Origin of the sequence: Sphingomonas canaveralia, from assembly GCF_047238125.1 — a bacterium.
Taxonomy (GTDB): Bacteria; Pseudomonadota; Alphaproteobacteria; order Sphingomonadales; family Sphingomonadaceae; genus JBDFMH01.
In genome coordinates this window covers 1431988-1444115 of sequence record NZ_JBDFMH010000001.1, presented here as the reverse complement: position 1 = coordinate 1444115, position 12128 = coordinate 1431988, and the positions used below count along the sequence as shown (strand labels likewise).

The following is a 12128-nucleotide window of genomic DNA, read 5'->3' as shown; positions in this document are numbered from 1 at the left end:
TCTCTCTCCTTGCGATCTTTTCCATCATCAGGTCATGAAGCGCGGTGCGATGCAAGCACGCGGTAAATTCGGCGGGTGAACAGCCAGTCGCCACCGATCCTCCCGATTTCATCGTCGTAAAGTCCGCGTACGCGATATTCGATTCCGGTCGCCGGATCGGCATAGAGTTCCGACGTGTAGACCCGCGCGCTCGCCCGATCACCTTCGACCGCGATCGCGCCTGGCGTCGAAACATAGATCATCGGCTTGGCATAGTCGGTCATCGATGCATAGCGTGTCATCGACATCACCCAGCCGGCAACGATCGCCTCGCGCCCGACAAATTCCTCATGGTCGGCAAATTCGGGCAGGCTCCAATAGGCGTCTTCGGCCCAACAGGCGCCCCAGGCATCGGCATCGCGCACCATCACCGCATCCGAATAGGCATCGATCAGCTCGCGGATCGCCAGCCGATCGCGCCATGGGCCGGTGAAGCTCATCCGTATTTCACGTTACGGGTGAAGCCGCCATCGACGGTCAGGTTGACGCCGGTAATCCACGAAGCGCGCTCGGACGCGATGAACGCGACCGTATTCGCGACCTCCTCCGGCCTGCCGAAGCGCCCTGCGGGCTGGCGCGCCAGGTTGGCGGCGTAATAGTCGGGCAGCGCCTGTTCGACATAGTCCCACGATCCGCCCTTCAGGTAGATCGGCCCGGGGCAGACGCAATTGCAGCGTATCCCCTCGTGCATATATTCGAGCGCCAGCTGGTGGACATAGTTGATCAGCGCCGCCTTCATAGCGCCATAGCTGAAGCCCGATCCTACGAAGGTGTGGTTCTCGAACGCAGTGATGGTGCTGATCTGCACGAAGGCGGCCGGCGCAGCTGCCTTCAGGTGCGGATAAGCGGCATCCCACATCGCCACAGACGACATCAGATCGATATTATAGTTGATGTCCCATCCGTGACGGGAGCGGGGGATGCCGCCGAGCGCGCTGGCGCTGGAGACGACGATATCGATGCCGCCCATCTGGTCGGCGGCATCGCCCACCCAGCGCATCACCGCATCATAATCGCCGCAATCCACGACAGCGCCGTGGACCGTGCCGCGTTCGGACAGCGCCGCCACCGCTTCCTCGACGCCGTCGCCGCCCAGCGGGTTCGCGTGGATGGTGGGGTCGGCCGCGCTCGGCTCGCTCGATCGCGCGCGGCGGCCGCAGATGGCGACCGTCGCACCTTCGTCGAGGAATTTCTCAGCGATCGCACGGCCGACACCGCGCGTCGCCGCGCTTACGATCACCTTCTTGCCAGCAAGTCCCAGGTCCATCGATCAGGCTCCGCTTGAAAAGGCGCTGCGATGCGTGGGAAGCCCCGGCACGTCGCTGCGTATGCGAATGACGCCGCCCGCATCGGGCCGGCTCTCGCTGGCGCCGGTCGTTACATAGAGGTCGGTGAGGTCAGGCCCACCGAAGCACAGGCTGACGAGGTGGGGGAAGGGCAACGCGATCTCGCGATCGATCAGGCCATCCGGCCGGTATCGGCGGATCACCGCGTCACGCCAGTAGGCGACCCACACGCGGCCTTCGGCATCGACGACCAGGCCATCGCAATCGTCCGCCTTGGCGAACAGGTCGGGCTGCCCGGCGACCCGTCCCTCTGCCATCCGCCAGGCCCAGATGCCGACCGTCGACTCGGCATGGTAGAGCGTTCCGCCATCGGGGCTGAAGCCGATGCCGTTAGTCGCTATCACGTCGTCGCGCAGCAGCGTCGGTTCGCCACCGGGGGCGAGGTGGAAGAAATGGCCGGGGGTGGGGGCTTCGTTGCGCTCGAACACGGCCGCCAGATCGAGCGTGCCGCCGTAGATGGAGCCGTCCGGGCAAGCTTCGAAGTCGTTGACTGCGACGATCGGGCGGCCGTCGATCTCGGTCAGGATCGGGCGTGCCTCGCCTCGTTCGGCGAGAACGAGGCCGCCCTTGCCGCCGATCAGCAGCGCATCCTGCCTGTCCAGCGTCGCCCCGCCGATCCAGATCCGGTCTGGCACGACAGTGCGCTTGCTGCCGTCGGCCGCGACATGATGATAACCGCCGCCGGTCAGATCGCTAAACCAGATGCCGCCATCCGGCGTGGTCCGCGGCGCTTCACAAAACTGGTAGCCGCTCGCGATGACTTCGAACGGCTCGCTCACAGCGGCGCGATCGCGCTGTCACGGTTCATCTCGATCAGCTCGAACACATTGCCGAAGAAATCGCGGCCATAGGTCGCGCGCATGCCCGTCTTGGCGCCGTCGGTATCGTCGGGCCCGCCCGGCGGCGGCGGCACGTGGAAACGGATCCCGGCCGCCACCATGCGTTCGTGCACCGCATCGATATCGTCCACCTGGATCGCGAAATGGGTATAGCCGCACAGGTTGACCGGGCGGTCTGGATCCTGCGGGGGGCTGCGCGGCTCGAGATATTCGAACGCCTCGATATAGGTGTTGCCCAGCCGCACGATGAACTGGCGCGCCGCGCTGTCTGGCAGGCCGAGTATCTCGTTGATCGCGGCGTTGCCGCGCTCCCAATCGACGGCCGACACTTCGGTCGCTCCCAGCAGATCGACATAGAAGCGGCGCGCGACATCAAGATCGGGCACCGATACGGCGATATGGTGGACGCCCTGCACGTGGCTCATCGCGCGTCCCCCTTCGCCAGATAGTGGTCGATCGTATCGTGCAGGTGGCGGATGCGCGATTCCTGGTAGATCGACAGCGTCTCGGCCCCCTTGTCGCTGGCGTACATGCCTTCGCGCTGCCAGCGCATGATATCAGTATCCTGATCGAGCACGCTGGCCAGGAACGGATCCATCCCCTCCACCTCGGTGAAGGATTGATGCTCCTCGATGATCACCGGCTCGGCCGGTTCCCAGTCGGATCCGTCGATCGGCTTCGGGCGGAACACCATCTGATCGAAGATCGCATGATCGTGGCTGTCGCCATCGGGGCGAAACAGCTGCAGCAGCGGCAGCCCGACCGACGGATAGACGAACAGATTGGGGAAGATGTTGTACTTCAGGCTATCAATCATCTCGGGCACCGACCGGTTCGAGAAATCGAGCCCGAACTCTTCCGCCATCTGCCGGCGCAGCTGATCGGCCATCACGCCGCGCGCGGTGCCGCCTTCGGGCACGGTGGGCTTGGCGACAGTCGATCCGTCGCCCATCAACATGCTGTCGAGCAACTGCTGCTGCGTCTGCTGGCGGGTGGACGTGGGCGAGGGGCTGGCCATCGCGCACAGATCGCGGCTGACGTGCCGTGACAGGATGTCGTGCTGCATGTTGTGATCGGAGACGACGTGCGTCATCTCCGGGTGGGCGACCGGCGTGTGATACGCCTCCATGAACGCTTCCTGCGCGAGCTTCCAGTTGCCCGACAGCCGCTTGCGAACATGGGTGTGGACGTACCAGCCCGACAGGTCCCAGTGCGCGAAATGCTCCGGCACCACTTCGAGATAGTCGGCCAGCGGGGCGGCTTCCCGATCCATGTTGATGAACACGAAGCCGTTCCAGCTCTCGACCCGCACGCTGCGCAGTGCGGCGGCCTCGTCGGTCAGCTGCGGGAATTCCCAGCGGCAGGGGATCTTTTCGATCGCACCGTCGAGCGACCATTCCCAGCCATGGAAGGGGCAGGCGATCGAGGGCGACCAGCCGGTCGATCCCGATGGCTTCAGCTTGGTGCCGCGGTGGATGCAGCTATTGTGGAAGGCGTGCAGCCCGTCCTCGGCGCGGACGATCAGGATCGAGTGGCGGCCGATATCGTACACATAGTTGTCGCCCACCTCGCGCACATGTTCCTCGCGGCAGGCGAATTGCCATACCTTGCGCCAGACGTTGCGCATCTCGGCATCGTAGAAGGCGCGGCTGGTATAGCGATCGAACGCGATGTCCGCGGTCGATTGCGCCGGGTTGCTCTGCCGGCGCAGCTGGGCGGGCAGGTCATCGCCGTCCGCGCGCGCGATATCCTGATAGGTCTGCCCTGGATAATGATCGCGAACAGCCTGTGCGAGATCGTCCATTATCCTCTCCCGATTTTGGTCGGCAGCATGATCGCAGGGCCTCGCGGAGCAATTGCCACTTCCGCTAGGTTGGCCCGACTATGGGGATCGGGCGTTTACTCGTATGACAGGGGTTGGGCTTACAGGGGATTGCATGAACGACATGACGACCGCGGCGTTCGCGCCGGCATCGGCCCAGGCCGTATCGGCGATCCTGCCACCGGCCAAATATCTCACTTATTCCGAAGTGATCCGATCCAGTTTCGAGCTGGCTGGCCTGTTCCTGGCAGCCCCGCTGCTGGCCGCATCGCCGATCGGCGACGGTCATTCGGTGCTCGTGCTGCCGGGCTTCGCGACCGACGATCAGGCGACGCTGCTGCTGCGCACCTTCCTGATCTCGCGTGGCTACAAGGTCCACAGCTGGGATCTCGGTTACAATCTCGATCACCGTACCGTCGGCCTGGGTGGCGAAAAGCTGCTCGCGCGGATCGCGGCAATCCACCGCGCCAGCGGCGGCACCGTCAGCCTGGTCGGCTGGAGCCTGGGCGGCGTGCTGGCACGCGAGGCAGCGCGGGTCGTGCCCGAACATGTGCGTCAGGTGATTACGCTCGCCAGCCCGTTCACCGGCGATCCGACCGCTAACGCGGTGCGCAGCGTGTATGAGATGCTGAGCGGCAACCAGGTGGATTCGCCCGCCGCGCTCAAGCGCTTCGCCGCCGGCTGCGCGCCGCTGCCGGTGCCGTCGACCTCGATCTTCAGCCGGTCGGACGGCATCGCGCCCTGGCAGAACTGCCATGGCACCGCGGATGCGATCAGCGAGAATATCGAGGTGCATTCCAGCCATTTCGGCATGGTCGGCAACCCGGCGGTGTTCCACGCCGTCGCCGATCGTCTGGCGCAGCCGGAAGGCGAGTGGGCCCCGTTCGAGGGCCATGCGCCGTTCAGCCTGATGTATCCGCGCTAGCCGCTACAGCCCATAGGCCGAATGCTGGCCGCCCTGACGCAACACATCGAGGCTCAGGATCGCCAGGTCGTGCGTTTCGCCCGCGGCATCGCGAACATGATCGCGCAGCATCGCTTCCGCCCGAAAGCCCATTTCCTCGAACAGCGCGACCGCTGCCTGCTGATCGGGCACGAGGTGGACCACCACCTTCTCGGCGCCGTCGGCCAGCGCCAGCGCGAACCCTTCCTCGGCCAGCTTGCGCCCGAACCCGGCACCGCGAATCTCGGGCGCGACCAGCACGCGTAGTTCGACCACATGCGGCGACCAGCTGAGTGCATCGCGCACGAGTGCTACGCAGCCCACGATCCGATCCCCGTCCACCGCTACCAGCGTACGGATCAGCCCCTGCGCATTCTTGTCGGCCCACGCCTCCACAACCCGCGCGTTGCGGATATCGCGACGCAGGAAAAGCTGATCATGCACGGGCAACGCCCGCGCGAAACGCAGCACGGCTTCGGCATCGTCGGCAATCATCGGGCGCACGATGATCGTCTGTTCGGCGGGGGCGGGCATTCAGATGGATCTCCTTGCAAGCCAGGCATCGATCGACGGCCACAGCCGGCGCACGGCGCTCGGCCCCGCCACCACGCTGACATGGCCACCCTTGGTCAGGATCTCCTCGGCATCGGGCGAACCCGTTGCCGTGATCAGCGGCGCGGCGGCCTCGCGCGCGACGACATGATCATGCTCGGCGACGATGCTCAGGATGGGCACGTCGATCGCCTTCAGGTCGACCGGCCGGCCCGACAGCGTCATCCCGCCTTCCACGAGGCGGTTGTCCCAGAGCAGATCCTTGATGATGCCGCGAAAATATTCGCCCGGCATCGGCAGCGTCTCCGCCGCCCAGCGATCGAACATGCGATACGACTTCACGTAATCGTCGTTCCACATGTTGGTCCAGAGGTTCAGCAGGCCCGCGGTGCGGTTGGCGGGCCGCATCAGATCGAACGCGCCGAGCGTGAACTCGGGCGGGATGTTGCCGATCGACGCCACGAGCCGGTCGACGTCGAAATGGCTGCGGTCGGCCCACACCCGAAACAGCTTCATGTGCGTGAAATCGATCGGGGTGGTGAAGCATAGCAGGTTGGCGACCGGCCCGCCCGGATGCAGCGCCGCATACATCGTCGCCAGCGTGCCGCTCATGCAATAGCCTGCCAGCGTCAGCTCATCCTCGCCGCTTAGGGTAAGAACGCGCGCGATGGCATCGGCGATGAAGTCCAACACATAATCGGCGAGGCTAAGCCCGGCTTCGTCGCTGCGCGGCGGCATCCAATCCAGCAGGAACACATCGTAGCCGCGCTGGAGCATATATTCGACGAAGCTCTGCCCCGCGGCGAGATCGAAGATATAGCCCTTGTTGCTGGGCGGAGCGACGAGCAGCAGCGGCAGCCGATAGACTTCGTCGGTGACCGGCCGATAGCGGTAGAGCGTCATCGTGCCGCGGCGGACGATCTGATCGCGCGGGCAGGCCCCAACCGGCTGCTTGGGCGCGGTGAGGAAATCGAGGCCCTTCAGGTTGCGCTGGATGGTACGGTCGAGCTCGCGGCGAACCCGCTCGGCGATCGCATCGGCATCCAGCGGATCGACGACGTCGCTCATGCAGGCCCGGTCGGCGGCTTGCGCGTGCGGCGCGGGGCGGGCTGGGCGGCGGCGGTTCCCGGCCGATCCTGAGGCGCAATCGCGGCCGCGATTGCCGCGATCTGCTCCTCGATCCGGTCGAGCCGTTCGATCACATCCTGCATCTGCGGCTGGGTGGCGACCATCATCGTGGTCGCCAACTGCTCCATGGCATCGTCGAACGACTTGCGCGCGCCCATCGATGCCTTGCTGACCTGGTTCATCGGGCCGGCGAACATCTCGTTCCCACTGATCTGGGCGGAGAAATCGTTAATTTGGCGTTCCCAGCGACCAAGCATCTCCTGCCAAAGCGCCACCGGATCGAGATGATTGTCGGCCAAGTCACGAACTCCCCTCGTCATCAGGATGGAACCCGCGCCCAGCCGCGGCAAGCTGATCTTTTGGCGGACCGCTGAGCCGGTTGGCCTCGATCACCGCGTCCATGGGTAGAAGGATGGCATCTCCGATGCGCGCGACGCGAATGTCGCCGGTCGCTTCTCCTGAAAGGCGCGCACGCCTTCGCCGCCGTCGCGCGACTGCGCCGACAGGATCGCCAGCGATTCGACCAGATGCGCATCGAGCGGCGATCCCGCCGGATTGCGCAACATCATCTGGCGAGTCAGCGCGATCCCGACCGCCGAGCGGTCCTTGACCAGCGAGCGGGCGAACGACACCGCCTCGTCGACCAGTGTCTCGGGCGGCAGCACGGCGCGCACCAGGCCTGCAGCCAGTGCGTCCTCGGCCGGGAAGATGTCGGCGCGATAACACCAGAGCAGCGCCTGCTCGATACCGACGATGCGTGGCAGGAACCAGGTCGAGCAGGCTTCGGGCGTGATCCCGATCCGCCCGAACACGAAGCCAAAGCGCGCCGCGGTCGATGCGAAGCGGAAGTCCATCGGCAGCAGCATCGTCGCGCCGATGCCGACCGCCGCACCGTTCACCGCCCCCACGATCGGCTTCAGGCAATCCATCATCGCCAGCGCGACGGTGCCGCCGGTATCGCGCAGGCCATGCTCGATCGCCGGCTCGCCAAGCCGGGCGCGCAGCGCTTCCACGGTCGGTACATCCTGGCTTTCGTCCAGCCCGAAGACATTGCCCTCCGCCGCCAGATCCATGCCCGCGCAGAACGCCTTGCCGGCACCGGTCACGACGATCGCGCGCACCGCATCGTCGGCTGATGCGCGGCGATAGGCGTCGATCAGCTCAGCGCACATCTCGAGCGAGAAGGCGTTCATGCGATCGGGGCGGTTCAGCGTCAGGCGCAGGATGCCGTCGTCATTGTCCCAGCCGAGGGTCGTGTAGCTCATCGATCGAGGATCCTCCGGGCAGCCTGGAAGGCACGGGTCGCGGCGTCCTGCAGCGGAAGTGCGCGATAGGCGTTGCTCAATATCTCGATCCCCCATGGTCCATCGAAGCCGGTCTGGCGCGCCGCGGCGACAAGCCCGGCCAGGTCGAACGCGCCCTCGCCGGGCAGGCGCCGGTTGTAGACGCAGTCGCTGTAGAAATCCGCGTCTTCCGCCGCCAGGGGCCCGTCATCGAACTCGATCCCTGCGACCATGCCTGCCGGCAGCGCCGCGATTTCCGCCAGCGCCATGCCGCCACGCTGGACATGCCAGGCATCGAACATCAGCCCGCCATTGGGTTCGCCCGCCTGCTCGACAACCGCGCGGCCGCGCGCGACGGTATCGAGGTTGGAAAAGGGAAGCAGCTCGATCGTGATGCGGGTGCCGGCTTCGGCGGCCTCGCGGCAGAGCCCGGCAAAGGCTTCCGTCATCCGATCGATCGGCCAATCCCCAGCCAGATCGCCCGCGACCTTGATCTGGAAGACGCCCAGGGCAGCCGCCTGGTCAAGCGCCTGTCTGCGCTGGATTTCGGCAGCCGCGCCACGCTCGCCATCGGCGAACCAGTCGATCAGGGCTTCCAGCTCGATCCAGCGGATGCCGGCATCGGCGAACATGGCGCGCAGCGTGGCGTCGTCGTAGTGGTCGCGGAAATCGGCGACATCGTCGAAGTTGAAACCCATGCCGGTAAAGCCGGCCTGCGATGCCGCAGTGATCCGCTCCCGGATCGGGAAGCGTGCGACGAGCGGGGGATCGTGCGGCAGAAGATCGCCGGCAATCGTGAAGAAGCTGGCGACGATCTCGGGGTGGGCGGTCATCGTCGTGTCTCCGCGTCGATCAGATCCGCCAGCTTCTCCGGGCATGCGAAGAAGGGCGAGTGCGCGCAATCCAGGCTCTCGACCGCAATGTCGGGATAGCGGGCGATCATCGCGCGCTGGAACGGCAGGTGGACGGCGGCATCGTCGAGCGTCTCGACATAGGTCTTGTGCACCCGGCCGAAGCGGTCTTCAGTCAGGTCGACCGGATCCTGTGTCATCCGAAGCGCTTGCGGCACGAGCCGATCGAGCGCCGGGACCGCGAGATCATCCGGACAATCGTGATAGAGGATCGCGCGCCGCCGGGCGGGCGGCAGGCTGTAGGACAGACCGTCCGCGGCGAACTCGAAATCGCCGATCACCGACTGGTCGGGATTGACGGAGAGCAGATCCATCGTGCTTTCGCCATCGATCGGCAGCAGCGCGCAGAGATAGACGAGCCGCGAAACCCGGTCGGCGCGCGCCTCGGCCGCAGCGGAAATCGCCATGCCGCCTAGCGAGTGCCCGATTAGCAACGCGGGTGCCGGCGCGGCATCCAGCGCGGCGATCACTTCATCGGTATAGCGGCTGAGCGAGATATCGGCCGGCGGCAGCTCGCCCTGCGCGCCAGGCAGGTCGATCGCCACCGCATCATGGCCGCGCGTGGCGAGCAGTGGCAGGATCGGCTGCCAGCACCAGCCGCCGTGCATCGCGCCGTGGACGAGGATAATCCGCGCCACGGGCGTCAGGCATCCCACTCGATCGGCAGCGATTCCAGGCAGCCGACGATCCCGCCCGAATAGCGTACCTCGGTGCCGGGCGCGAGCCGCACGTTCGGCATCCGCGACAGGCATTCCTCCAGGCTCACGACAAGCTCGGTCCGCGCAAGATGTGCGCCCGGGCACCGATGATGATTGATGCCGAACGTCAGATGCTGGGGCGGGCGGCGATCGAAATCGGTGGTGCGCGCCGCGGGATCGTTGCGCTCGTCCAGGCCGGCCAGCACGGTCGGCGCGATCACCATGTCGCCTGCCTTCACGGTCACGCCGCCAAACTCCAGATCGGTCCGCGCCTCCCGCCCGATGCTCACGATCGGGTATCGGCGAAGCAGCTCGTTCATCGCCGCGGGGATCAGCGAGAAATCCGCTGCCAGCCGGTCGCGCTCGGCCGGATGCGTGGCCAGGTGATGCATCATGAAGCCGAGGAAATTGACCACCGTGTCCAGCCCCGCGATCAGCACCTGGCTGCACAGCTGCAGCGCTTCGTGCTGGTCCAGCGCGCGCCCCTCGACCCGGCCGTTGATGATGCGCGAGAACATGTCGTCGCGGTCGGTGCCCCGACGCTCGCTCACCACGCCATCGAGATAGGCATGGAATTCGGCAACCGTATCCTGAAACGAGATGCTGCCATCCGGCCGGGTGATCTGGTCGGTCAGCCATTTCAGGCGCGGCGCATCCTCGGCGGGTAGATCGACCAGCTTCAGGAAGATCAGGATCGGCAGCTGGCTGGCGAAGGCGGCGATGAAGTCGCACCGCCCGTCGGCACGGACCGCCTCGATCAGGTCGACTGCGATGCTGCGGATCTGGTCCTCGACCCGGCGGATCGCGCGTGGATCCAGTTGATCGTTCAGCAGCATCCGCCACGGCCGATGTTCGGGCGGGTCGATCGTGGTGGGGATCATCTTGTGATGCTCGCCATCGGCCTTCGGCACCATGATGATCCGGCTGGAAAAGCGGCTCGGATCACCCAGCACCTCGGCGATCAGCGGCGCGCGGGTGGCGATCCAATGCCCGCCGTTGTGCGGCGTCCACACCATGTCCGGCACGCCATCGGCCTGCAGCGATGCCCAGGAATCGTGGAAGCCGGCCTCCACCGCGGGTGGATGATACATGTCGAAGTCGACGACATGGTCCGCCGGCACATGCGCCGGCCAGTCGAGCGTGGCGGCCCCGCTCACGACACGGCCTCCGCCACGGGATCGCGGCCGGCGAGGTAGGCGTCGAGGGTCTGATGCAGGTGTCGCACACGTACCTCCTGATAGTTGAGTAGTGTCTGACCGGGCTTGCGCGATGCCCGGAAGCCTTCCTGCTGGGCGCGCAGGTTGCCGGTATCCTGGTCGTAGATTTCGGCCAGGAAGGCGTCGAAGCCGGGCACGTTCGAATAGGAATCGGCTTCCTTCAGCCGCACGATCTCCGCGGGCTCCGGCCGGGGGCGCCCCGCCGGGCATTCGCGCAGCACCAGCAGTTCGAAGATCGATCGATCGGGGTCCTGCCCGTGCGGCCTGATCCGGTACAGCGCAGGCAGCGTCAGCCCAGGCAACAGCATCATGTTGGGGAAGGCGAAGAAGTGATTGACGTCGATGATCTCGGTATCGGTGAACCTGTCGAGATCGGTATCGTAGATCCTGCCGAGCAGATCGCGCATCACCCGCGCCAGCACGACCCGCGCGGTCTCGCCTTCGCCGACCTTCAGCAGCTCGGGATCGACCATCGATCGTGCGCCGACCAGCGATGTCTCGATCAGCGCAGTCTCGTCCAGCGCTTCGGCCAGATGGGGGCTCGAAACACCGTTCGCGGTCAGGAAGCGCGAAACGATCGGGGAAAGGATGTCATATTGCGTCGCCTCATCGGCGTTGGCAGCCAGCAGCTGCGGGTGCGTTTCCTGAGTGTGGTAATTCTCTAGGAACGCTTCGAGTGCGGCCTTCCAGTTGCAGAACAATTCCTTCTCGACATGCATCTCGATGTAGCGGTTCTCGAGCCGGAAATGATCGCAATGCTCGATCAGTGGCGCGAGATACTCTTCCAGCGGCGGTGCACCGTCGTCGAGATTGACGAACACGAACCCGCCCCACAGCGCGGTGCGCACCGGTACCAGGCTGTGGCTGGCGGCGCACGCGTGCGGCACATCCCATGCACTGGGTACGCGCTTGAGCGTGCCATCCAGTTCCCATGCCCAGCCGTGGAAGCGGCAGCGCAACTCGCTCGAGTGGCCGGAGGTGCCGGACTCGCCGATCTTGGTGCCGCGATGCGTGCAGCTGTTGATGTGCGCCTTCACCGATCCGTCGCGGGTGCGCACCACGATCACCGAATTTTCGCCGATGTCGTAGACGGTCCAGTCGCCCGGTTCGGCAATATGCTCCTCGCGGCACGCCCACTGCCAGGTGCGGCTCCACATGTCGCGCATCTCGCGATCGAAGAAGGCGCGATCGAAATAGCGGCTGAACGCGATATCCTCGTCGCCGAGGAAGCTCTGATAGTCGCGCGCGTAGCTTTCGGGTACCGGGCGCCCGTCACGATGGATGATCGCCTGGGTTGACGCGCTTGGCGCCCGCGCGGCCAGGCCGGGCCGGTTCGACTGGTCGTTCATC

The 12128-nt window shown here is 65.7% G+C and carries 14 protein-coding genes; 1 reads left to right on the top strand and 13 read right to left on the bottom strand.

The features are described 5' to 3' along the window. Positions 1-32: 32 nt before the first annotated feature. Genes ABC347_RS06875 through ABC347_RS06855 form a run of 5 tightly spaced genes read right to left on the bottom strand, consistent with a single transcriptional unit; the run spans position 33 to position 4028 of the window. Positions 33-479 (bottom strand): nuclear transport factor 2 family protein, encoded by a 447-nt coding sequence (locus ABC347_RS06875; protein WP_413244991.1) that lies wholly within the window; start codon positions 477-479, stop codon positions 33-35. Further along, positions 476-1306: an SDR family NAD(P)-dependent oxidoreductase gene (locus ABC347_RS06870; RefSeq protein ID WP_413244990.1), complete on the bottom strand. Its 831-nt coding sequence runs from the start codon at positions 1304-1306 to the stop codon at positions 476-478. Before ABC347_RS06870 ends, ABC347_RS06875 begins: the two co-directional genes overlap by 4 nt. Positions 1307-1309: 3 nt before the next feature. Then, the gene (locus tag ABC347_RS06865; protein ID WP_413244989.1) at positions 1310-2164 is read right to left on the bottom strand and encodes an SMP-30/gluconolactonase/LRE family protein; all 855 of its coding nucleotides are present in this window, start codon (positions 2162-2164) and stop codon (positions 1310-1312) included. Then, on the bottom strand, positions 2161-2649 hold the full coding sequence (locus ABC347_RS06860) for a VOC family protein (protein ID WP_413244988.1): 489 nt from the start codon (positions 2647-2649) through the stop codon (positions 2161-2163). Before ABC347_RS06860 ends, ABC347_RS06865 begins: the two co-directional genes overlap by 4 nt. Beyond that, the gene (locus ABC347_RS06855; RefSeq protein ID WP_413244987.1) at positions 2646-4028 is read right to left on the bottom strand and encodes an aromatic ring-hydroxylating oxygenase subunit alpha; all 1383 of its coding nucleotides are present in this window, start codon (positions 4026-4028) and stop codon (positions 2646-2648) included. The genes ABC347_RS06860 and ABC347_RS06855 overlap by 4 nt, the downstream gene beginning before the upstream one ends. Before the next feature lie 133 nt (positions 4029-4161). Between ABC347_RS06855 and ABC347_RS06850 the strand changes: the two genes are divergently transcribed. Next, a complete protein-coding gene (locus ABC347_RS06850) occupies positions 4162-4971 on the top strand; it encodes an alpha/beta fold hydrolase (protein WP_413244986.1) in 810 nt (269 codons plus the stop codon). 3 nt (positions 4972-4974) lie between these two features. On the opposite strand, the gene ABC347_RS06845 is transcribed toward ABC347_RS06850, so the two are convergent. The 8 genes from ABC347_RS06845 to ABC347_RS06810 all read right to left on the bottom strand — a co-directional run bounded on the left by ABC347_RS06845 (position 4975) and on the right by ABC347_RS06810 (position 12127). Then, on the bottom strand, positions 4975-5523 hold the full coding sequence (locus tag ABC347_RS06845) for a GNAT family N-acetyltransferase (RefSeq protein WP_413244985.1): 549 nt from the start codon (positions 5521-5523) through the stop codon (positions 4975-4977). Further along, the gene (locus tag ABC347_RS06840; protein WP_413244984.1) at positions 5524-6609 is read right to left on the bottom strand and encodes an alpha/beta fold hydrolase; all 1086 of its coding nucleotides are present in this window, start codon (positions 6607-6609) and stop codon (positions 5524-5526) included. It abuts the gene before it with no gap. Beyond that, the gene (locus ABC347_RS06835; protein WP_413244983.1) at positions 6606-6968 is read right to left on the bottom strand and encodes a hypothetical protein; all 363 of its coding nucleotides are present in this window, start codon (positions 6966-6968) and stop codon (positions 6606-6608) included. The genes ABC347_RS06840 and ABC347_RS06835 overlap by 4 nt, the downstream gene beginning before the upstream one ends. A 90-nt stretch (positions 6969-7058) precedes the next feature. Further along, positions 7059-7934 (bottom strand): crotonase/enoyl-CoA hydratase family protein, encoded by an 876-nt coding sequence (locus ABC347_RS06830; RefSeq protein WP_413244982.1) that lies wholly within the window; start codon positions 7932-7934, stop codon positions 7059-7061. Then, positions 7931-8785, bottom strand: a complete 855-nt coding sequence (locus ABC347_RS06825; RefSeq protein WP_413244981.1) for a sugar phosphate isomerase/epimerase family protein — start codon at positions 8783-8785, stop codon at positions 7931-7933. Before ABC347_RS06825 ends, ABC347_RS06830 begins: the two co-directional genes overlap by 4 nt. Further along, entirely contained in the window at positions 8782-9501 is a 720-nt protein-coding gene (locus ABC347_RS06820) for an alpha/beta fold hydrolase (protein WP_413244980.1), read from the bottom strand. The genes ABC347_RS06825 and ABC347_RS06820 overlap by 4 nt, the downstream gene beginning before the upstream one ends. Before the next feature lie 5 nt (positions 9502-9506). Then, positions 9507-10718, bottom strand: coding sequence for a cytochrome P450 (locus ABC347_RS06815; RefSeq protein ID WP_413244979.1), 1212 nt, complete (start codon positions 10716-10718; stop codon positions 9507-9509). Next, positions 10715-12127, bottom strand: a complete 1413-nt coding sequence (locus ABC347_RS06810; RefSeq protein ID WP_413244978.1) for an aromatic ring-hydroxylating oxygenase subunit alpha — start codon at positions 12125-12127, stop codon at positions 10715-10717. Before ABC347_RS06810 ends, ABC347_RS06815 begins: the two co-directional genes overlap by 4 nt. Position 12128: the final 1 nt, after the last annotated feature.

Coding starts and splice junctions, on each gene's coding strand:
- ABC347_RS06875 (WP_413244991.1), bottom strand. CDS start 479: ATGAGCTTCACCGGCCCATGGCGCGATCGGCTGGCGATCCGCGAGCTG.
- ABC347_RS06870 (WP_413244990.1), bottom strand. CDS start 1,306: ATGGACCTGGGACTTGCTGGCAAGAAGGTGATCGTAAGCGCGGCGACG.
- ABC347_RS06860 (WP_413244988.1), bottom strand. CDS start 2,649: ATGAGCCACGTGCAGGGCGTCCACCATATCGCCGTATCGGTGCCCGAT.
- ABC347_RS06855 (WP_413244987.1), bottom strand. CDS start 4,028: ATGGACGATCTCGCACAGGCTGTTCGCGATCATTATCCAGGGCAGACC.
- ABC347_RS06850 (WP_413244986.1), top strand. CDS start 4,162: ATGAACGACATGACGACCGCGGCGTTCGCGCCGGCATCGGCCCAGGCC.
- ABC347_RS06845 (WP_413244985.1), bottom strand. CDS start 5,523: ATGCCCGCCCCCGCCGAACAGACGATCATCGTGCGCCCGATGATTGCC.
- ABC347_RS06840 (WP_413244984.1), bottom strand. CDS start 6,609: ATGAGCGACGTCGTCGATCCGCTGGATGCCGATGCGATCGCCGAGCGG.
- ABC347_RS06830 (WP_413244982.1), bottom strand. CDS start 7,934: ATGAGCTACACGACCCTCGGCTGGGACAATGACGACGGCATCCTGCGC.
- ABC347_RS06825 (WP_413244981.1), bottom strand. CDS start 8,785: ATGACCGCCCACCCCGAGATCGTCGCCAGCTTCTTCACGATTGCCGGC.
- ABC347_RS06810 (WP_413244978.1), bottom strand. CDS start 12,127: ATGAACGACCAGTCGAACCGGCCCGGCCTGGCCGCGCGGGCGCCAAGC.